Below are 19,753 nucleotides of genomic sequence, written 5' to 3' on the forward strand. Positions count from 1 at the left end.
GGGAAGGATGGGACCGCGCAGTGCGGGGCTACGAGAGCCAGCAGAGCCACCGAGCTGACGACGACCATCTCTCGCGGTTCGAAGCCGAGATGGACCGGCTGAAGACCGACCGGGAGAAGGCCGTCCAGCACGCCGAGGACCTCGGTTACCAGGTCGAGGTCTTGCGCGCCAAGCTGCACGAGGCGCGGCGCAATCTGGCGACCCGTCCCGCACACGACAGCGCGGACATCGGCTACCAGGCCGAACAGATGCTCCGGAACGCCCAGATCCAGGCCGACCAGCTGCGCAACGACGCGGAGCGCGAGCTGCGCGAGGCCAGGGCGCAGACGCAGCGCATCCTCCAGGAGCACGCGGAGCACCAGGCGCGCCTGCAGGCCGAGTTGCACGCCGAGGCGGTGCAGCGGCGCCAGCGGCTCGACCAGGAGCTGGCGGAGCGCCGGCAGACCGTCGAGTCCCACGTCAACGAGAACGTCGCCTGGGCCGAACAGCTGCGGGCCAGGACCGAGTCCCAGGCCCGCCGTCTGCTGGACGAGTCGCGCACCGAGGCCGAGCAGTCGCTCTCCGCCGCCCGCGCCGAGGCCGCCAGGCTGGCCGACGAGACCCGCCGGCGCCTCAACTCCGAGGCCGAGTCGGCCCGTGCCGAGGCCGAGGCGACCCTGCTGCGGGCCCGCCGCGACGCCGAACGGCTGCTGGAGGCCGCCTCCTCGCAGGCCCAGGAGGCGACCAGCCACGCCGAGCAGCTGCGCTCGACGGCCACCGCCGAGACCGATCAGACCCGGCAGCAGACGGCGGAGCTCAACCGCGCCGCCGAGCAGCACATGCAGGAGGCCGAGACCCGGCTGCGCGAAGCCCGTCTGGAGGCCGAGAAGGTCCTCTCCGAGGCGAAGGAGGCCGCGGCCAAGCGGCTGGCCGGCGCCGAGTCGCAGAACGAGCAGCGCACCCGTACGGCCAAGTCCGAGATCGCCCGGCTGGTCGGCGAGGCCACCCAGCAGGCGGAGACGCTGAAGGAAGAGGCCGAGCAGGCGCTCACCGACGCCCGTGCCGAGGCCGAGCGGGTGGTCGCGGAGGCCGCCGAGAAGGCCCGCACGCTGGCCGCCGAGGACGCCGCGGCGCAGCTGGCGAAGGCGGCGCGCAGTGCCGAGGAGGTCCTGACCAAGGCCTCCGAGGACGCCAGGTCCACCACCAGGGCCGCCGGCGAGGAGGCCGACCGGATCCGCCGCGAGGCCGAGGCCGAGGCGGAGAAGCTGCGCGGCGAGGCAGCCGAGCAGGCCGACCAGCTCAAGGGCGCGGCCAAGGACGACACCAAGGAGTACCGGGCCAAGACGGTCGAGCTTCAGGAGGAGGCCCGCCGGCTCCGCGGCGAGGCCGAGCAGTTGCGCTCCGAAGCGGTCGCCGAGGGCGAGCGGATCCGTGGCGAGGCCCGCAGGGAGGCCGTCCAGCAGCTGGAGGAGGGCGCCCGTACCGCCGAGGAACTGCTCACCAAGGCGAAGTCCGACGCCGAGGAGCTGCGGACCTCCGCGAGCGCCGAGAGCGAGCGGGTCAGGACCGAGGCCGCCGAGCGCGCCGCCGCCCTGCGCAAGCAGGCCGAGGAGGCGCTCGAACGCAGCCGCGCCGAGGCGGAGAAGCTGCGCGCCGAGGCCGAGGAGCAGGCGACCGCCCTGACCGCGGCGGCGGAGACCGCGGCCGCGGCCCTGCGCGAGGAGACCGAGCGCGGCATAGAGGCCCGCAAGGCCGAGGCGGCCGACGAGCTGGCCCGGCTGCATACCGAGGCCCAGTCGCGGGTCGCCGCCGCGGAGGAGGCGCTCGGCGAGGCACGTACGGAGGCGGAGCGGATCCGCCGCGAGACGAGCGAGGAGTCCGAGCGGCTCCGCGCGGAGGCCGCCGAAAGGCTGCGCACGCTCCAGGAGCAGGCCACGACGGAGGCGGAGCGGCTGCGGACCGAGGCCGCCGCCGACGCCGCACAGTCCCGCGCCGAGGGCGAGTCCGTGGCCGTACGGCTGCGGAGCGAGGCCGCCGCCGAGGCGGAGCGGCTGAAGACCGAGGCGCAGGAGACCGCCGACCGGGTGCGTGCCGAGGCGGCTGCCGCCGCCGAGCGGGTCGGCGCCGAGGCGGCCGAGGCGCTGGCCGCCGCCCAGGAGGAGGCCAACCGCCGCCGCCGGGCCGCCGAGGAGGCGCTCGGTTCCGCGCGCGCCGAGGCGGAGCAGGAGCGCGAGCGCGCCCGCGAACAGAGCGAGGAGCTCCTCGCGTCCGCCCGCAAGCGGGTCGAGGAGGCGCAGGCCGAGGCCCAGCGGCTGGTCGAGGAGGCGGAGAGCCGGGCTTCCGAGCTGGTCTCGGCCGCCGAGCAGACCGCGCAGCAGGTGCGGGACGCTGTCGCCGGGCTGCACGAGCAGGCCGAGGAGGAGATCACCGGGCTGCGTTCCGCCGCCGAGCACGCGGCGGAGCGGACGAGGACCGAGGCGCAGGAGGAGGCTGACCGGCTCAGGTCCGACGCCTACGCCGAGCGCGAGCGGGCCACCGAGGACGCCAACCGTGTCCGCCAGGTCGCGCACGAGGAGGCGGAGGCGGCGAAGGCGCTCGCCGAGCGGACCGTGTCCGAGGCGATCACGGAGTCGGAGAAGCTGCGCTCGGACACCTCCGAGTACAGCCAGCGGGTCCGTACGGAGGCGTCCGACGCCCTCGCGTCGGCGGAGCAGGACGCGGCCCGTGCCCGCGGCGAGGCCCGCGAGGACGCCAACAGGATCCGCTCCGAGGCGGCGGCGCAGGCCGACCGGCTCATGGCGGAGGCGACGACCGAGAGCGAGCGCGTCCGCGCCGAGGCCACCGAGCAGTCGGAGCGCTTCGTCGGCGAGGCGACCGACGAGGCGGAGCGGCTGCGCGCGGAGGCGGCGCAGACCGTCGGTTCGGCCCAGGAGCACGCGGCCCGCACCCGCGAGGAGGCGGCGCGGCTGCGTTCCGACGCCGAGGCCGAGGCGGAGCAACTGCGCGCGGAGGCCCGCCAGGAGGCGGACCGGGTGCTGGACGAGGCGCGCGAGGCGGCGGCCAAGCGCCGTGCCGACGCCGCCGAACAGGCCGACCAGCTCGTCAACAAGGCCCAGGAGGAGGCGCTGCGCGCCGCCACCGAGGCCGAGGAGCAGGCCGACAGGATGGTCGGCGCCGCGCGCAACGAGGCGGTCCGGATCACCTCGGAGGCCACGGTCGAGGGCAACTCCCTGGTGGAGCGGGCCCGTACGGACGCGGACGAGCTGCTCGTCGGCGCCCGCCGGGACGCCACCGCCACCCGGGAGCGCGCGGAGGAGCTCAGGGCACGGATCGAGAGCGAGATCGAGGAACTCCACCAGCGCGCCCGGCGCGAGACGTCCGAGCAGATGAAGACGGCGGGCGAGCGCGTCGACAAGCTGATGAAGGCGGCGACCGAACAGCGCGCGGAGGCCGAGGCGAAGGCCAAGGAGCTGATTTCGGACGCCAATTCGGAGGCGAGCAAGGTCCGTATCGCCGCCGTGAAGCGCGCCGAGTCGCTGCTCAAGGAGGCCGAGACCAAGAAGGCCGAACTGACCCGCGCGGCCGAGAAGCTGCGTTCCGACGCCGAGGCCGAGGCGAAGCAGATGGTCGACGAGGGCCGCCGCGAGCTGGACCTGCTGGTCCGCAGGCGCGAGGACATCAATACGGAGATCTCCCGTGTCCAGGACGTGCTCGAAGCGTTGGAATCTTTCGAGGCTCCGGGCGGGACGGGCAAGGCGTCGGGTGGCGGCGCCGGGGGCGTCAAGGCGGGAGCGTCGGCGGGTACCCGGTCGGGTGGCAAGGCGTCGGACGGATAGCCGGACACGTATTTCGCCATGAACATTCAACCCGTGGGGCCGCAAGCCCTGCGGGGGTCAGCCACTCAAAAGGGGTGTCATTCTCCATACCAAAGCGGCATCTTCACGTTGACACGCCGCTCTGGCCCCTAGGATTCCCTCTAACACCTCACCGGTCTCATTCGACAGGAACCCCATGAGCGACCCTTCCTCCCCCTTCGGCTTCGAGCTCGTGCGACGTGGATACGACCGCGGTCAGGTGGACGACCGCATTACCAAACTCGTCGCCGACCGTGACAGTGCTCTCGCACGTATCACTTCTCTGGAAAAGCGCATCGAGGAGCTCCACCTCGAAACGCAGAACGCCCAGGCCCAGGTCAACGACGCCGAGCCGTCGTACGCCGGGCTCGGCGCTCGCGTCGAGAAGATCCTCCGCCTCGCCGAGGAGGAGGCGAAGGACCTGCGTGAGGAGGCCCGCCGCGCCGCCGAGCAGCACCGCGAGCTGGCCGAGTCGGCCGCCCAGCAGGTGCGCAACGACGCGGAGACCTTCGCCGCGGAGCGCAAGGCGAAGGCCGAGGACGAGGGCGTCCGTATCGTCGAGAAGGCCAAGGGCGAGGCGGGCACGCTGCGCACCGAGGCCCAGAAGGACGCCCAGCAGAAGCGCGAGGAGGCCGACGCCCTCTTCGAGGAGACCCGCGCCAAGGCCGCCCAGGCCGCCGCGGACTTCGAGACGAACCTCGCCAAGCGCCGCGAGCAGTCGGAGCGCGACCTCGCGTCCCGTCAGGCGAAGGCCGAGAAGCGTCTCGCGGAGATCGAGCACCGCGCGGAGCAGCTCCGCCTGGAGGCCGAGAAGCTCCGTACGGACGCCGAGCGCCGCGCGCGTCAGACGGTGGAGACGGCCCAGCGGCAGTCCGAGGACATCGTGGCCGACGCGAACGCCAAGGCCGACCGGATCCGCAGCGAATCGGAGCGCGAGCTGGCGGCGCTCACCAACCGCCGCGACTCGATCAACGCCCAGCTGACCAACGTCCGCGAGATGCTGGCCACGCTGACCGGTGCCGCGGTCGCCGCCGCCGGCTCCCCGGCGGAGGACGAGCCCGCCACCCGCGGGGTCCCGGCCCAGCAGACCCGCTGACGGGTCGCGTACAGCAGCTGTACCCCTTGCGCGCCCGGTTCCGCCCTGAGTGGTGGCGCCGGGCGCGCGGCCGTTCTAGCGTGAACGCATGATCGAGCTCGACGGTCTCACCAAACGCTTCGGCAACAAGGTTGCCGTCGACCATCTGTCATGCCGGGTCAGGCCGGGGATGGTGACGGGCTTCCTCGGCCCCAACGGCGCGGGCAAGTCCACGACCATGCGGATGATGCTCGACCTCGACAACCCGACCAGCGGCACGGTGCGCATCGACGGCCGGCACTACCGGGAGCTCGACGAGCCGCTCAAACACATCGGTGCGCTGCTGGACGCCAAGTCGATGCACGGCGGGCGCTCCGCGTACAACAACCTCCTGTGCCTCGCCCAGAGCAACCGCATCCCGGCGAGCCGGGTCTCCCACGTGCTCGACACGGTCGGTCTGACCGCGGTGGCCAGGAAGAAGTCCAAGGGCTTCTCCCTCGGCATGGGCCAGCGCCTCGGCATCGCGGCGGCCCTGCTCGGTGACCCCGAGATCCTGATGTTCGACGAACCCGTCAACGGTCTGGACCCCGAGGGCATCCACTGGATCCGCAATCTGATGAAGGCCCTCGCGGCGGAGGGCCGGACGATCTTCGTCTCCTCCCATCTGATGAGTGAGATGGCCCTGACCGCCGATCACCTGATCGTCATCGGGCAGGGCAAGCTGCTCGCCGACACCTCGATGGCCGACTTCATCCGCGAGAACTCGCGCAGCTTCGTACGGATGCGCTCCCCGGAGCAGGAGCGTCTGCGCGACCTGCTGTACGCGGAGGGCGTCGTCGCGGTCGAGTCGGGGAACGGCACGCTGGAGATCGACGGCGAGACCCCGGAGCGGCTCGGTGAGCTCGCCGGCCGGCACGGGATCGTGCTGCACGAGCTGAGCGCCCAGCGGGCCTCCCTGGAGGAGGCGTTCATGCAGATGACGGCGGCCTCGGTGGAGTACCACGCGCACACCGACAGCGGCGCGGCCCCGCCACCGGCGGTGGGCCCGCACTGGGGCGACCAGTGGAACCAGCGGTCGTCCGGGGCGGGCGCTCCCGGCGCGGGCGCTACGGGGGCAGACGTTCCCGGCGCGGGCACTCCGGGGGCAGACGTTCCCGGCGACGGCACGAAGGGGGCGTGAAGGCGATGGCATCGGTACCCGCGGTCCTCAACTCCGAGTGGACCAAGATCCGTACGGTCTCCTCGACCACCTGGACCCTGATCGCGGCGTTCGCCGTCACCGTCGCGATGGGCGCGGTGCTCAGCGCCGTGCTGAACAGCCAGTTCGACGACCTCTCCGAGGCCGAGCAGGCCACCTTCGACCCGACGTTCGTCGGCTTCTCCGGGATGATCCTGGGACAGCTGGCCATGGTCGTCTTCGGCGTGCTGGTGGTGGGCACGGAGTACAGCTCCGGCATGATCCGCACCTCCCTCGCGGCGGTGCCGCAGCGCGGGACGTTCCTCTTCAGCAAGATCGCGGTGGCGGGCGTCCTCGCCCTGCTGGTCGGCCTCGCCACCAGCTTCGTGACCTTCTTCCTCAGCCAGTCCCTGCTGGGCGACCACAGCACCGGCATCGGCGCGGAGAACGTGCTGCGCGCGGTCTTCGGCGGTGGCGTCTACATGGGCCTGATCGCGGTCTTCTCCATGGGCGTGGCCTCGATGCTGCGCAGCTCCATGCTCTCGCTCGGCATCCTGATGCCGTTCTTCTTCCTCGTCTCGCAGATCCTCTCCGCGGTCCCGGGCGCCAAGAGCGTGGCCCGCTACTTCCCCGATCAGGCCGGGTCGAAGATCATGCAGGTGGTCCCCGACGCCATGAACAGCGACCCCGCCCCCTACGGCCCCTGGGCGGGGCTCGGGATCATGGCGCTGTGGGTGGTCGCGGCCCTCGTCGGCGGCTTCCTCGTACTGAAGAAGCGCGACGCCTGAAGAAGCGCGACGCCCGGGGAAGCGCCACGCACGGGGAAGCGCCACGCACGCGGAGACGCGACGCACGGGGAGACGCGACGCACGGGGAGACGCGATGCCCGGGGAAGCACGTTGCCCCGGGGAGCGCCGGGAGGCGTCCGTCACGTCCCCGCCCCGCGTCCGGCTTTGGCCGGAACCGCCGGCGCCTGGTTATCCTCCTAACTCTTACGGGGGCGTGCGGCCGGCGGCCTGGGCCCCGACGACAGATAAGTCGATGGGGCTGGAGAATGATCGAGGCAGTCGGCCTGACCAAGCGCTACGGCGCGAAGACGGCCGTGCACAACCTTTCCTTCCAGGTGCGGCCCGGTGCGGTCACCGGGTTCCTCGGTCCCAACGGGTCGGGCAAGTCCACCACCATGCGGATGATGCTCGGTCTCGACCGGCCGACGTCGGGGCATGTGACGATCGGCGGCCACGCCTTCCGCAGCCTTCCCAACGCGCCGCGCCAGGTGGGGGCACTGCTCGACGCCAAGGCCGTGCACGGCGGGCGCAGCGCCCGCAATCACCTGCTCTCCCTGGCCCAGCTGGCCGGCATCCCGGCGGCCCGGGTGGACGAGGTCCTCGGTGTCGTGGGGCTCCAGGAGGTGGCGAAGCGGCGGTCCAAGGGCTTCTCCCTCGGCATGGGCCAGCGGCTCGGCATCGCGGCGGCCCTGCTGGGCGATCCGCAGGTGCTGCTCTTCGACGAGCCGGTCAACGGACTCGACCCCGAGGGCATCCTCTGGGTCCGCAACCTGATGAAGCAGCTGGCCTCCGAGGGGCGCACGGTCTTCGTCTCCAGCCACCTGATGAGCGAGATGGCGCTCACCGCCGACCATCTCATCGTGATCGGCCGCGGGCAGCTGCTCTCCGACATGAGCGTCACCGACTTCATCTCGGCCAACTCCGCCGACTTCGCCAGGGTGCGCGTCCCGGCGGACCGGCCTGAGGCGCGGGAGAAGCTGACGGCCTCCCTGACGGAGGCGGGCGGCCGGGTCATGCCGGAGCCGGACGGGGCCCTGCGCATCACCGGGCTCGCCCTCCCCCGGATCAGCGATCTGGCGCACGAGTCGGACGTACGGCTGTGGGAGCTCTCCCCGCACCAAGCCTCGCTGGAGGAGGCGTACATGCGGATGACGCAGGGCGCCGTGGACTACCGCTCGACGGCGGACGCCAAGGAGGGCCTCCAGGTGCCGCCGCCCGGCTACGGACAGCCCGGATACGGGCAGCAGCCCGGTCTCGGGGGCGCCGGGCAGCCCCCGGAGGTCCCGCAGCAGGGCTGGTACGCCCCGCCGCCTCCGGGACAGAACCCGTACGCCGCCCCGGCGGCCCCGCCCGCCCCGCTTCCGACCGAGCGCACCACCAGCGAGGACCCCCGATGACGACGCCTCCGCCGCTCCCGCAGACGCCGGGGGCCGTTCACCAGCCGTACCAGCAGCCGCAGCAGGGCTGGGACGGCCGGCCCGGCCCGTACGCCTCCCCGATCCCCGTCCGCACGCCCGGTCTCGGTGACGCCATCGCGTCCGAGTGGACGAAGATCCGCTCCGTCCGCTCCACCATGTGGACCCTCGGCGTGATGGTCGTGCTGCTGATCGGCATCGGCCTGCTCACCGCGCTCGCGGTGAGCGTGTCGGACTCCGATCTGGACGGCACCCCGGTGCTCAGCCTCGGCTTCTTCGGTGTCCTGCTCGGCTCGATCTGTGTGATCACCCTCGGCGTGCTGACCATCGCGTCCGAGTACGGCACCGGGCTGATCCGTACGACGCTGACCGCGTGCCCGAGCCGCAGCCGGATGCTGACCGCGAAGTCGGTGGTCTTCTTCCTGCTGGCCTTCACCATCACCACCGTGACCACCGGGATCGTCGGAGTGCTCCAGACCGCGATCCTGGACGGTGCCACGCCCGACACCGCCTTCTGGGTGCGCTCCACGGTGGGCGTCGGCCTCTACGTCGCGACGCTCGGGCTGCTCGCGCTCGCGCTCGGCACGCTCATCCGGCACTCGGCGGGTGCCATCACGATCATGATCGCGCTGGTGCTGCTCCCGCTCGTACTCGCGATGTTCATGTTCTCGCCGTCGCTGGCCGATGTGCAGCAGGCCCTCTTCGAGTACTCGATCCCCAACCAGCTGGGCGCGATGTACGACGCCTCGGTGACCAGCTCGGGCCCGACCGGCTGGGAGCCGCTCTGGGTCATCCTCGGTGTGACGGCCGTGGCCATGGCCGGCGCCTTCGTCTCGCTGGACCGGCGGGACGTCTGAACCCGGTCCGTCAGTAGCGCGGAGCGTTCCTGGACCGCTGCACCCTCGTGGTGCGGCGGTCCTTCGCGTTCCAGCAGGCCTTGTGCCAGTGCCTGCGGTCGTCGACCCCGCCGTATTCGGGCCAGGCGACGAGGTGCGGCACCCCGGACGGGATCTCCTGGTCGCAGCCGGGGCATCGGTAGTGCTTGCCCACCGCGCTCGCGCCGCTCACCGGGCGCACCGACCACTCCTCGCCCTGCCAGCTCTCCGTGGCTCCTCCCCCGCCGTACCGGTCCCCCGCATCCGGGGCGTTTCCGGTGGGGCTGTCGCCGCCTCGGGGGCGGTTGCGGCGCGGGGACACGGGACACCTCACGGGGTGTGTACGGGCAGTTCGTCCCGTCCAGCGTAGAGGCATCGACCGCCGGCAGGTGCCGGGCGTGGCGCGAGTGCACAGGTGGGGCGGGTGGGTAACCGGAAAATCGCAACAACTTCTTCATGGACCGTGCCTTTGGCACGTGTCAGACGTTGTTGCCAGTGGGGGACAGCCGCGTCGGCTGCAAGGAGGTAAGAGGCGATGCGCGTAGGAACGTTCGTACTGGCAGCCCAGTTTCCGGGTCAGGGACAGGGTGAGGCCCTGCACCGGGCCGTCCGCTCCGCCGAGGTCGCGGAGGAGTCCGGACTCGATTCCGTCTGGCTGGCCGAACATCATTTCGTGCCGTACGGGGTGTGTCCGTCCGCCGTGACCCTGGCCGGGCTCCTGCTCGGCCGCACCCGCAGAATCCGCGTGGGCACGGCGGTGAGCGTGCTGCCGACCCAGCACCCCGTCGCGCTCGGCGAGCAGGCCGCCCTGCTGCATCTGCTCAGCGGAGGCCGCTTCACGCTCGGCGTGGGCCGGGGCGGCCCCTGGGTCGACCTGGAGGTGTTCGGAGCCGGCCTCGACGCGTACGAGAAGGGCTTCCCCGAGTCCCTGGAACTGCTGCTCGACTGGCTCGGCAAGCCCCGGGTCGCGGGGCGCGGGGAGCGTTTCGGCTTCCGCGAGGTGGCCGTCGTGCCCCGGGCCGACGAGCTCCTCGGGGACGGTCCGCCGGGCCCCGAGGTGATCGTCGCGTGCACCTCGCCGAAAAGCGTGAAACTCGCCGCTGAGAAGGGTTTGCCGATGCTCCTCGGCATGCATTGCGGCGACGAGGAGAAGGCCGGCATGGTGGCGCTCTGGCGCTCGGCCGCCCGCGAGGCCGGTCAGCCGGCGGAGGTCGTGGAGCGGGTCGCACATGTGTCCGCGGGGGTGGCCCAGATCGCCGACCGTCCCGCCGACGCCGTGGAGACGCTCGTGAAGGCGATGCCGGGCTGGCTGCGGCAGGGGCTCGGCGCCCATGTGACGGTCGACGGCAGGCACCGGGTGATGCGCGATCCCGTCGCGTACACGGAGTTCCTCTGCGGCCTGCATCCGGTGGGCCCGCCGCGTTTCGCCGCCGACCGGCTGGCGGCCACGGCGGAGCGCACGGGCATCACCCGCTTCGCCCTCATGGTGGAGGGGTCGGGCGATCTCGCGGCGACGGAGACGAATGTTCAGCGGCTGGGCACGGAAATGCTGCCGTTGCTGGAGTGACGCGTTCACGCTGGTCGTCCTGGTGGTGCGGTGGTACGGGCGCCGCCGCCCCGGGGCCAGTTGCACCTCCCGCGGCCCGGGGCGGCGGCAGAAGCGTTCAGCAGTCCCGCAGTTCGGGCGACTGGTTGAGCAACTGGCCTCTCACCGAGGTGAAGCGGGCCAGCCGGTCGTCTACCGAGGCGTCCAGTGGGAACACCGCGACGCGGTGGCAGTTCTGGAATGCCAGACGCACTCCGAAATGCCGCTGCAGCGCGCCGCGTATCGCATCACTCGCGAGCGCACGCAGCAGCTGACCACGTGCCTGCTCGTCCGGCGGGGGCGTCTGGTTGTCGGCGAACTCTCCGCCGTCCACCTTCAGCTGGGCCACCAGGGAGCTGATCATCTCCCATGCGTAGGGCAGGGAGGTCCGGACGCAGTCGACGAAGTCGGCTTCGTCGACCTCGCCTCGCTCGGCCTGTTCCAACAGCGCCGGTGAGACGTCGAGCGACATGGGTTCTCCTCTCGCGACCCCGACGGGTGGCCGGGGCCTTACGGGCAGGGCAGGACGGCGACGCTGCGTACACAGGCGGCGACCTCCTGCTTCCACGGTAAGGGCGCAGTCCGGGCCGCACCAGGAGATTGGGAACACAACCGGCCAATCACGAACGGTCGCAAAGAGGGGCAAGCCCGATCGGCATACGTCAAGGGGCGTACGGGGTGCCAGGGACGGGAATCGCGTGGACCGGTGGTCGTCGAGTAGCGTTGCCGACCATGCGTCTCGTCATCGCCCGTTGCTCCGTCGACTACGCGGGCCGGCTCACCGCCCACCTGCCCTCCGCCCCCCGTCTGATCCTGGTGAAGGCGGACGGCAGCGTCTCGATCCACGCCGACGACCGGGCGTACAAACCGCTCAACTGGATGTCTCCGCCGTGCACCCTGAAGGAGGGTGCCGACGAGAACGAGGGCATCTGGACCGTGGTGAACAAAGCGGGCGAGAAACTGATCATCACGATGGAGGAGATCCTCCACGACTCGTCCCACGAGCTGGGTGTGGACCCGGGGCTCATCAAGGACGGGGTGGAGGCGCACCTCCAGGAGCTGCTGGCCGACCGCATCGAGACGATGGGCGAGGGCTACACCCTGATCCGCCGTGAGTACCCGACCGCGATCGGCCCGGTCGACATCCTGTGCAGGGACGCGGACGGTGCGACGGTGGCCGTGGAGCTGAAGCGGCGGGGTGACATCGACGGCGTGGAGCAGCTGACCCGCTATCTGGAGCTGCTGAACCGCGACCCGCATCTCGCGCCGGTGCGGGGCGTGTTCGCCGCGCAGGAGATCAAGCCGCAGGCCCGGGTGCTCGCGACGGACCGCGGGATCGGCTGCCTGGTCCTCGACTACGACGCGATGCGCGGCATCGAGGACGACAAGCTGCGGCTGTTCTGACCCAGGGGCCCTCGCCCCGTGACGCCGTACCGGCCCGGAGAGCGGGCCGGTACGGCGTTCTCGTGTTCAGGCCGTCGTGGGCGAGGCGGGGGCGTCCTGGGTGGCCGACGCGGTGACGGTCTCGGCCGGTCCGCTCGCGGAGTTGGAGGAGCCCGGGTCCGTCGTCGCCGTCTCCGTCGGGGTCGGCGTCGGGGTGGGGGTGTCGGTCGGGGTCTCGGTCGGGGTCTCGGACTCGCTGGGCGTGGGTGGCTTCGTCGTCGGCCGCTTCGTGGGTGTGGGGCTGCCGGACGTGGGACGGCCGCTGGGCCCGTCGCTCGACGGGCTGCCTGTGCCCGGGCCCGCCGAGGTGGCGGACGCGCCCGGCGACGAGGAGCCGCTCGCGGACGGAGTGGCGGAACCCGAAGGGCGGGGGGACCGCGAGCTGCCGGGTGTGCCGTCGTCGGAGGCGGTGTCCTCGGCCGGCTCGTCCGCGGAGAGGCCGTTCTCGCTGTCGTCCTCGTTCGCCGACTGCTCGGTGGTGACGTTCTGCCCCTCCGGCTCCTCGCTCCCCGAGGTGGCGCCCAGGGTCACCACCGTGCCGAGGACGGCTGCCAGCAGCGCGCCGGCCCCCACGGCGACGATGTTGCGACGGGCTCCGCTGATGATGCCCGTACGCCCGCCCTGCTTGCCCGCGGGCATCGGGCTCTGACGGGTGATCAGGGTGGCGGACGTCTCGCTCACGCGCGGGAAGGGCGGCATGGCCGCCGGTACGCCGCCGGGCGGGGAGGCGGACTCGTCGTGCCTGGGTGCGGGCACCTCCTCGCCCGCCGGGGTGCTCAGCACGGGCTCGCCGGAGCGGTCGGCGACGAGGGCCAGCGCCCTGCGTCCCGCCACCGCGCCGGGCTTGTCGGCGAGCGCGCCGCGCATGCCGACGGACGCCTCCAGCTCGGCCCTGGCCCGGTCCAGGTGGCCGGTGCAGAGCGCGAGGACACCCAGCTCATGGTGGAAGTACGCCTCTTCCGCCACCTCACCGGCGATCCGGGCCGCCTCCTGGCCGGCCCTGAGCGCCTTCTCCCAGGCGCCCCACTGCATGCCCGCCGCGAAGGCGGGGGCGGCGCTGCGGGCCAGCAGGACGGCCGCGCTGGCCTGGCCCGCCTGGTCGCCGGGGACGAGGCGGGCCATGGACGCGAGGAGGGCGTCGGCCTCGGCGACGGCCCGCTCCGGGGTGACGGAGGGGTGTCCGGCCCACCAGGCGTAGTGCTGGGCGGCGCTGCGGGCGTGCGCGTCGGCGCTCTCGCCGTATCCGCTCGCCTCCAGCTGGGCCAGCGCCCCGGCGGCCAGCCGGTAGCGGGGGCCGGCCGGGGAGAGCAGCCCGCTGCGCGCGAGCTCCCCCAGCGCGGCGTCGGCGTGGGTGTCGCCCACGAGGGCCGGCAGATGCGCCTGGTGCGGCACCTCGCCGCCGAGCGCGACGGCGAAGCGCAGGGTCTCGCGGGCGGCCTCGGTCAGCCGGGAGGCGAGCAGGGCGGCGGGCGCCGCGCCGTCGCCGAGGCTGGGCAGGGGCAGCTCCAGCGGCTCGGCCGTGCCGAAGGGCGCGTCGTCGGGGTCCTGGTCGTAGTCGTCGGACACGGTCCGGCCGGCGCGCAGTTCGTCGCGCTGGCGCAGCAGGGCGCCCGCCTGGACGAAGCGCAGGGGCAGCCCCTGGGACTCGAACCAGAGGTCTCCCGCCCAGTTCGCCTCCTCGTCGGTGAGCGCCCGCTCCACGACATGCTCCAGGAGCTCGATCGAGGCGCTGCGGCCGAGGCCGGTGAGGAAGACCTCCTCGACGGCGGATTCGGCGGCGGGCGCGGGCACGTCGGCGGTCGCCCCGAAGAGGAACGCGCACTCGGGCGTCGCGTCCAGGAGTTCCTGGAGGGCGGCGCCGCCGAGCTCCAGGTCGTCGACGACGACGACGGCCCCGATGCCGTGGACGAGCGCGAGGAGCCCTTCACGGTCGGGGCGGTGCAGCGGAGCGCTGAAGACGGCCTCGAAGAGCCCGTACAGCAGCTCGGTGACGCTGCGCTTGTAGCCGGAGAGGCGTACGACCCCGTCGGGCGCCAGGTCCGCGCAGTCGGCGGCGACGGCGTCCAGGAGGGCCGTACGGCCGGACCCCGAGGGGCCGGTGAGGCAGACCGAGCGGCCGCGGGCGAGCAGCCGCACCAGCCGCTCACGCTCCTCCTGGCGTTCCATCAGGGGCAGCGGAGCCGGGGGCGCCCCCGGCGGGACGGGCGGCGCTCCGGCGCGCTCACGGTCCGCGCGCTGCGCGGCGGTGTGCCGCACGGGTGTCCCGGGCTGCTCCCCCGGTCTGCAGGGCTCGATCTCGCTGCCGTCGACCGGGTTGACGGTGAGCAGGAAGTCGCCCGATATCAGCTGCACCGTGCGGGCCTGCTGCGGTGTCTGGTGCCCGAAGTCGGGCGTCAGGGGATCGCGGGACTGCCGACGCCGTCCGGCGTCGTCACCGGCCCGGTCGTTGCCCTGGCCGTACTCTTCCGGTCCCGGGTTGATCGGGTCCATCGTCACAGTCCCCCAGACGCGCAGCGCGCGGTCGCCCCCTCCGGCCTCGCACGCCCGTCGTCGCTCCCGGTCCGGTGTCCGCCAGTGGGTCCTTGTCTATCGGCAGACGGCCGAACCCTAAACCTTCGCACAGTATCTACGAACCAGTGGGGGGCCGCGCCGCCCACGACGTCACATTCTCGTGAGGATTGTGCGCGTATCGCCCCTCGGCGGCGCCTCCGGTGCCGGAGTGCCGCCGCGGCGCCTCCGGTGCCGGAGCGCCCCCGCGGCGCCTCCGGCGCGGGAGTGCCCTCAGACCCTGGGCAGGGAGTCCGCGGCGATTCCCCCCTCGATGGCCAGGATCCTGTGCAGCCTCGTCGCCACCAGCAGGCGCTGCATCTGCGGAGGCACTCCGCGCAGCACCAGCCTCCGGCCCGCCCGGCCGGCTCTGCGGTGCGCCCCCATGATCACGCCGAGGCCGGTGGCATCCCACGAGTCCAGCTCGGTCAGGTTCAGCACGAGATCGCCGGCTCCGTCGTCGACGGCGGAGTGCAGAACCGTACGGGCGTCCGCCGCGCTACGGACGTCGAGGCGGCCCCCGACGACCAGCTCGGCGTGGTCGCCCCTGATGTGCATATGCGCTCCCCGGATTTACCCCGTAGATAGGTCGTCTGTCTGGAATTCTCTTGTCGTCTCTGCCACAACTGACTGCCGCAGCGACAGGGAGGTTGCCGTCTGTAAGCGAACCGATACCGAATTCACCCCGAGGAGTGAAGCGGCTACCGCTTTGCGTGAGGAACCGTGCGCCGTGCGGCACCGGATCCCCGGTGCCCCGGGGCTGATTGACGGCACATCGGACAGCCCGGGGCCCGGTGGCGATCAGTAGGTGTAGAAGCCCTGCCCGCTCTTGCGGCCGATGTCACCTGCGTCGACCATCCGGCGCATCAGCTCGGGAGCGGCGAACTTCTCGTCCTGGGACTCGGTGTAGATGTTGCCGGTGGCGTGCAGGAGGATGTCGACGCCGGTCATGTCGGCCGTGGCGAGGGGGCCCATGGCGTGGCCGAAGCCCAGCTTGCACGCGGTGTCGATGTCCTCGGCCGAGGCGACGCCCGACTCGTACAGCTTGGCGGCCTCGACGACGAGCGCCGAGATCAGCCGGGTGGTGACGAAGCCCGCGACGTCGCGGTTGACGACGATGCAGGTCTTGCCGACGGACTCGGCGAACTCCCTCGCGGTGGCGAGGGTTTCGTCGCTCGTCTTGTAGCCGCGCACCAGCTCGCAGAGCTGCATCATCGGGACCGGCGAGAAGAAGTGCACACCGACGACCCGCTCCGGGCGCTCCGTCACGGCCGCGATCTTGGTGATCGGGATGGCGGAGGTGTTGGAGGCGAGGACGGTGTCCTCCCGGACGACCTTGTCGAGCGTACGGAAGATCTCGTGCTTGACCTCGAGCTTCTCGAAGACGGCCTCGACGACGACGTCGGCGTCCGCCACGGCGTCCAGATCGGTGGTCGTGGTGATCCGGGCGAGCGCGGCCTCGGCGTCGGCGGCCTCCAGCTTGCCCTTGGCGACGAACTTGCCGTAGCTGGACTCGATGCCTGCGCGTCCCCGGGCCAGGGCCTCGTCGGTCACATCGCGCAGCACCACGTCCCAGCCCGCCTGGGCGGAGACCTGCGCGATACCGGACCCCATGAGTCCGGCGCCGATGACGGCGAGCTTCCTGGCCACGATTCGCACCCCAATGCCTTGTCAGTTGTTCGCATGCTCTCCGGCGGAGATTAGTACCCGTGAGGGGCCCTGAGGCCGCGAAGAGATGCGCGTCACGTCTCACATGACGGACATCACACCGGCCGGCGCCACCCGGCGGCGCCCCGCGCGTAGTTGAGCGCCTCCACCGGCACGCGCGTGTTCCCCGGGGCCGGAGCGTAACTACGCTGGGCCCATGGTCAATCTGACGCGCATCTACACCCGTACCGGCGACAAGGGCACCACCGCCCTCGGCGACATGAGCCGGACCGCCAAGACCGATCTGCGGATCTCGGCCTACGCCGACGCCAACGAGGCCAATGCCGTCATCGGCACGGCCATCGCCCTGGGGAACCTCTCCGAGGACGTCGTGAAGGTCCTCGTCCGTGTGCAGAACGACCTGTTCGACGTGGGCGCGGACCTGTCCACGCCGGTGGTGGAGAACCCGCAGTACCCGCCGCTGCGGGTGGAGCAGTCGTACGTCGACAAGCTGGAGGCGGACTGCGACACCTTCCTGGAGGAGCTGGAGAAGCTGCGCAGCTTCATCCTTCCGGGCGGTACTCCGGGCGCGGCGCTGCTGCACCAGGCCTGCACGGTCGTCCGCCGCGCCGAGCGGTCCACCTGGGCGGCGCTGGAGGTCCACGGCGAGGTCATGAACGCGCTGACGGCGACCTACCTCAACCGTCTCTCCGACCTCCTGTTCATCCTCGCGAGGACGGCGAACAAGGAGGTCGGGGACGTGCTGTGGGTGCCGGGCGGCGAGCGCTGAGTCAGCGCCCGGCGCCGACGCGGTTCTTCGGCTCCTGCTTGGGGAAGAGTGTGTAGGACCCGGCGATGACCAGGTTGATCCCGATCACCCAGAGCATCTTCTGCTGCCACATCCGCAGCGAGCCGGTGTCCCCGTCCGCGCCGACGTACCAGACCGCCGCCTGGAGCAGGGCCATGGCCGTCACCGCGGCCAGGGTCCACCGGGCGGCGGTGCGCCACTCGTGGACGGCCCGCGCCGTCCCGTACTTCGGGGGCCTCACCGGCGGGGGGCCGCCCGCGAAGCGGTGGGCGACCCTGGCGTCGACCCACTTGACGGTGGAGTGGCCGAGTCCCACGGTGAAGCCGATGTAGACCGCTGCCAGGCCGTGCTTCCAGTCCGGCTCGGCGCCGTTCTTCAGGTCGATGGCCGTCACCACCAGCAGGACGACCTCCAGCAGGGGCTCGCACAGCAGCACGGCCGCGCCCAGCCGGGGCTTCCTGGCGGCGTAGCGCAGCGCGAGTCCGGCGGCCAGCAGCACCCAGAAGCCGATTTCGCAGAGCACGATCAGCGTGACGATCACGGCACTTCTCCTTCCGGTCCCTTCCAGGCTCTCCCCCGCACGGCGCCGGATCGTCGTCGGCAGTGACGAAACGTGACTGCATCTTTCGATGTACCCACGCCTCACTCCGCGTACGGACGTGACGCGGGCCGGAGCCGTGTTGGATGGAAGGGTGTTCTCCCCTGCGCGCCCGCATCGCGACGACGTCCTGCTCGCGGTCACCGGCCTGTCCGGCGGTGTGATCCTGTGGCTGATCGGCATCCACATCCAGAACGGCCGGCTCTTCGACGCCCCCTGGGTCTCCCTGCTGCCGCTGGTGGTGATGTCGGCCCTCGAACTGCTGCGGCGCACCGCGCCGCTCACCGCCCTGACGGCCGGCACGCTCGCGCTGGTGGCCGATCAGTTCACGGTGGGCAGCCTGGCGACCCTGCTGATGTTCACCGACCTCGTGTACGCCGCGGTGCTGTACGGCGCACCTGCGGCCTCGCGCCGCATTCCGGTGATCACGCTGCTCGTCACGGTCGCCACGACGGTCGGCTTCATCGCCTGGGCCCCGTCGGCGGACGCCGTGCTCATCGGGATCGTCGTCGGCATGGTCGCCTTCGGGCCCGCCCTCACCGGCGCGAGTGTCCGCAACCACCGCGAGGCCGCCGTGGCGGCCCGGCTGAGCGCCGACCGGACCCTCCTGCTCGCCGAGATGGACCGCGTCCAGGCGGTGACCGCCGAGCGGTCCCGGATGGCCCGCGAACTGCACGACATGGTCGCCAACCACCTCTCCGCCATCGCCATCCACTCCACCGCCGCGCTCTCCATCGACGAACCGGACACCTCCCGGGACGCCCTCAAGGTGATCCGGCAGAACAGCGTGGACGGCCTGGCGGAGATGCGACGGCTGATCGGGCTGCTGCGGGAGAGCGGCGCGGCCACCCCGCCGGGCCCGGTGCCGGCTCTCGACTCCCTGGACGCGCTGGTGGAACAGGCGGGGTCGAACTCCGCGTCCAGCGGGCTCACCGTCGCCCTGGACGACGGCCGTGAGGAGTCCGGGCCGCTGCCGGCACCGGTGGAGCTGGCGGCGTACCGCATCGTCCAGGAGTCGCTGACGAACGCGCTGAAGCACGCGGCGCCGGGCCCCGTGACCGTACGGCTGCGGCGCTCGCGCGCGCTGCTGACGGTGGAGGTGAGCAGTGTGTCCGGCGACCGGCCGGGGCCGCGCGCACCCGGTTCGGGGGCCGGCCTGGTGGGGATGCGGGAGCGGGTCGCGCTGCTGGGCGGGGTGATCGAGGCGGGGCCGGCGGACGGTGACGACGGCGGGAAGATCTGGCGGGTGCGGGCCGAACTGCCCGTCGAGGAAGGGGCGTGGAGGACATGACGATTCGGGTGCTGGTGGCCGAGGACCAGTCGGCCGTGCGCGCGGGGCTGGTGCTGATCCTGCGCAGCGCGCCGGACATCGAGGTCGTGGGCGAGGCCGGCGACGGCGAGGAGGCTGTGCGCCTGGCGCGTGAACTGCGCCCGGATCTGGTGCTGATGGATGTGCAGATGCCCCGGCTCGACGGGGTGTCCGCGACGCGCCAGGTGGTGGCGGAGCGGCTGGCGGACGTGTTGGTGCTGACCACCTTCGACCTGGACGAGTACGTCTTCGGAGCGCTCCGCGCGGGCGCCTCGGGCTTCCTGCTGAAGAACACCGACGCCGGTGATCTGCTCGACGCCGTACGGACGGTGGCGCGCGGGGAGGGGCTGATCGCCCCCGCGGTGACGCGGCGGCTCATCGCGGAGTTCGCGGGGTCGTCCGCGCGCCGGGCGGACGGGCCGGGCCGTGAGGCGCTGGACGCACTGACCCGCCGGGAGCGCGAGGTCCTGGGCTGTCTCGGCGAGGGGCTGTCGAACGCGGAGATCGCGGGGCGGCTCTCCATGGCCGAGGCGACGGTGAAGACGCACGTCAGCAGGGTGCTGGCGAAGCTCGGGCTGCGGAGCCGGGTGCAAGCGGCGGTGCGCATAAAGGAGTTGGGGATCTGACGCGGAAGGGGTCCGGGGCGGGCGCCC

General features: G+C 72.3%; 17 protein-coding genes. 11 read left to right on the forward strand and 6 right to left on the reverse strand.

Translation table 11 applies throughout. The annotated features are described in order from the left end of the window. Nucleotides 1-20 precede the first annotated feature (20 nt). The 6 genes from scy to ACWCQM_RS01980 all read left to right on the forward strand — a co-directional run bounded on the left by scy (nucleotide 21) and on the right by ACWCQM_RS01980 (nucleotide 9,145). Nucleotides 21-3,815 (forward strand): polarized growth protein Scy, encoded by a 3,795-nt coding sequence (gene scy / locus ACWCQM_RS01955; RefSeq protein ID WP_450913435.1) that lies wholly within the window; start codon nucleotides 21-23, stop codon nucleotides 3,813-3,815. A gap of 175 nt (nucleotides 3,816-3,990) precedes the next feature. Next, a complete protein-coding gene (locus tag ACWCQM_RS01960) occupies nucleotides 3,991-4,929 on the forward strand; it encodes a coiled-coil domain-containing protein (RefSeq protein ID WP_073745298.1) in 939 nt (312 codons plus the stop codon). A gap of 88 nt (nucleotides 4,930-5,017) precedes the next feature. Next, complete coding sequence (locus ACWCQM_RS01965) at nucleotides 5,018-6,088, forward strand: ATP-binding cassette domain-containing protein (RefSeq protein ID WP_450913436.1); 1,071 nt, start codon at nucleotides 5,018-5,020, stop codon at nucleotides 6,086-6,088. Between the two features lie 5 nt (nucleotides 6,089-6,093). Beyond that, a complete protein-coding gene (locus ACWCQM_RS01970) occupies nucleotides 6,094-6,873 on the forward strand; it encodes an ABC transporter permease subunit (RefSeq protein ID WP_450913437.1) in 780 nt (259 codons plus the stop codon). A gap of 266 nt (nucleotides 6,874-7,139) precedes the next feature. After that, a complete protein-coding gene (locus ACWCQM_RS01975) occupies nucleotides 7,140-8,270 on the forward strand; it encodes an ABC transporter ATP-binding protein (protein ID WP_450913438.1) in 1,131 nt (376 codons plus the stop codon). Next, nucleotides 8,267-9,145, forward strand: a complete 879-nt coding sequence (locus ACWCQM_RS01980) for an ABC transporter permease (RefSeq protein WP_450913439.1) — start codon at nucleotides 8,267-8,269, stop codon at nucleotides 9,143-9,145. Before ACWCQM_RS01975 ends, ACWCQM_RS01980 begins: the two co-directional genes overlap by 4 nt. Before the next feature lie 10 nt (nucleotides 9,146-9,155). Here ACWCQM_RS01980 and ACWCQM_RS01985 read toward each other — a convergent pair whose 3' ends face one another. Then, nucleotides 9,156-9,485: an ATP/GTP-binding protein gene (locus ACWCQM_RS01985; protein WP_450913440.1), complete on the reverse strand. Its 330-nt coding sequence runs from the start codon at nucleotides 9,483-9,485 to the stop codon at nucleotides 9,156-9,158. A gap of 213 nt (nucleotides 9,486-9,698) precedes the next feature. On the opposite strand from ACWCQM_RS01985, the gene ACWCQM_RS01990 reads away from it, so the two are divergent. Next, nucleotides 9,699-10,730 (forward strand): LLM class flavin-dependent oxidoreductase, encoded by a 1,032-nt coding sequence (locus tag ACWCQM_RS01990; RefSeq protein WP_450913441.1) that lies wholly within the window; start codon nucleotides 9,699-9,701, stop codon nucleotides 10,728-10,730. A gap of 97 nt (nucleotides 10,731-10,827) precedes the next feature. On the opposite strand, the gene ACWCQM_RS01995 is transcribed toward ACWCQM_RS01990, so the two are convergent. Next, a complete protein-coding gene (locus ACWCQM_RS01995; protein ID WP_073745285.1) occupies nucleotides 10,828-11,220 on the reverse strand; it encodes an SCO5389 family protein in 393 nt (130 codons plus the stop codon). Between the two features lie 260 nt (nucleotides 11,221-11,480). On the opposite strand from ACWCQM_RS01995, the gene nucS reads away from it, so the two are divergent. Continuing rightward, entirely contained in the window at nucleotides 11,481-12,152 is a 672-nt protein-coding gene (gene nucS / locus ACWCQM_RS02000) for an endonuclease NucS (RefSeq protein WP_073745283.1), read from the forward strand. Nucleotides 12,153-12,218: 66 nt separating this feature from the next. Here nucS and ACWCQM_RS02005 read toward each other — a convergent pair whose 3' ends face one another. The 3 genes from ACWCQM_RS02005 to ACWCQM_RS02015 all read right to left on the reverse strand — a co-directional run bounded on the left by ACWCQM_RS02005 (nucleotide 12,219) and on the right by ACWCQM_RS02015 (nucleotide 16,388). Beyond that, on the reverse strand, nucleotides 12,219-14,681 hold the full coding sequence (locus tag ACWCQM_RS02005; RefSeq protein WP_450913442.1) for an ATP-binding protein: 2,463 nt from the start codon (nucleotides 14,679-14,681) through the stop codon (nucleotides 12,219-12,221). A gap of 291 nt (nucleotides 14,682-14,972) precedes the next feature. After that, a complete protein-coding gene (locus ACWCQM_RS02010) occupies nucleotides 14,973-15,296 on the reverse strand; it encodes an STAS domain-containing protein (protein WP_073745281.1) in 324 nt (107 codons plus the stop codon). A gap of 243 nt (nucleotides 15,297-15,539) precedes the next feature. Next, nucleotides 15,540-16,388, reverse strand: a complete 849-nt coding sequence (locus ACWCQM_RS02015; RefSeq protein WP_450913443.1) for a 3-hydroxyacyl-CoA dehydrogenase family protein — start codon at nucleotides 16,386-16,388, stop codon at nucleotides 15,540-15,542. 214 nt (nucleotides 16,389-16,602) lie between these two features. On the opposite strand from ACWCQM_RS02015, the gene ACWCQM_RS02020 reads away from it, so the two are divergent. Continuing rightward, nucleotides 16,603-17,175 carry a cob(I)yrinic acid a,c-diamide adenosyltransferase gene (locus tag ACWCQM_RS02020; protein ID WP_267079742.1) on the forward strand — a complete coding sequence of 191 codons (573 nt, stop codon included), beginning with the start codon at nucleotides 16,603-16,605 and terminating at the stop codon, nucleotides 17,173-17,175. A gap of 1 nt (nucleotide 17,176) precedes the next feature. Here the strand turns inward: ACWCQM_RS02020 and ACWCQM_RS02025 are convergent, their stop codons facing one another. Beyond that, the gene (locus tag ACWCQM_RS02025; RefSeq protein WP_450913444.1) at nucleotides 17,177-17,734 is read right to left on the reverse strand and encodes a hypothetical protein; all 558 of its coding nucleotides are present in this window, start codon (nucleotides 17,732-17,734) and stop codon (nucleotides 17,177-17,179) included. Nucleotides 17,735-17,885: 151 nt separating this feature from the next. Here ACWCQM_RS02025 and ACWCQM_RS02030 point away from each other — a divergent pair, with 151 nt between their 5' ends. After that, nucleotides 17,886-19,082: a sensor histidine kinase gene (locus ACWCQM_RS02030; protein ID WP_450913445.1), complete on the forward strand. Its 1,197-nt coding sequence runs from the start codon at nucleotides 17,886-17,888 to the stop codon at nucleotides 19,080-19,082. After that, a complete protein-coding gene (locus ACWCQM_RS02035) occupies nucleotides 19,079-19,726 on the forward strand; it encodes a response regulator (RefSeq protein ID WP_450913446.1) in 648 nt (215 codons plus the stop codon). The genes ACWCQM_RS02030 and ACWCQM_RS02035 overlap by 4 nt, the downstream gene beginning before the upstream one ends. The last annotated feature ends 27 nt before the right edge of the window (nucleotides 19,727-19,753 follow it).

It is taken from the genome of Streptomyces sp. NPDC002125 (assembly GCF_053593715.1).

Coding starts and splice junctions, on each gene's coding strand:
- ACWCQM_RS01960 (WP_073745298.1), top strand. CDS start 3,991: ATGAGCGACCCTTCCTCCCCCTTCGGCTTCGAGCTCGTGCGACGTGGA.
- ACWCQM_RS01965 (WP_450913436.1), top strand. CDS start 5,018: ATGATCGAGCTCGACGGTCTCACCAAACGCTTCGGCAACAAGGTTGCC.
- ACWCQM_RS01970 (WP_450913437.1), top strand. CDS start 6,094: ATGGCATCGGTACCCGCGGTCCTCAACTCCGAGTGGACCAAGATCCGT.
- ACWCQM_RS01975 (WP_450913438.1), top strand. CDS start 7,140: ATGATCGAGGCAGTCGGCCTGACCAAGCGCTACGGCGCGAAGACGGCC.
- ACWCQM_RS01980 (WP_450913439.1), top strand. CDS start 8,267: ATGACGACGCCTCCGCCGCTCCCGCAGACGCCGGGGGCCGTTCACCAG.
- ACWCQM_RS01990 (WP_450913441.1), top strand. CDS start 9,699: ATGCGCGTAGGAACGTTCGTACTGGCAGCCCAGTTTCCGGGTCAGGGA.
- ACWCQM_RS01995 (WP_073745285.1), bottom strand. CDS start 11,220: ATGTCGCTCGACGTCTCACCGGCGCTGTTGGAACAGGCCGAGCGAGGC.
- nucS (WP_073745283.1), top strand. CDS start 11,481: ATGCGTCTCGTCATCGCCCGTTGCTCCGTCGACTACGCGGGCCGGCTC.
- ACWCQM_RS02005 (WP_450913442.1), bottom strand. CDS start 14,681: ATGGACCCGATCAACCCGGGACCGGAAGAGTACGGCCAGGGCAACGAC.
- ACWCQM_RS02010 (WP_073745281.1), bottom strand. CDS start 15,296: ATGCACATCAGGGGCGACCACGCCGAGCTGGTCGTCGGGGGCCGCCTC.
- ACWCQM_RS02020 (WP_267079742.1), top strand. CDS start 16,603: ATGGTCAATCTGACGCGCATCTACACCCGTACCGGCGACAAGGGCACC.
- ACWCQM_RS02035 (WP_450913446.1), top strand. CDS start 19,079: ATGACGATTCGGGTGCTGGTGGCCGAGGACCAGTCGGCCGTGCGCGCG.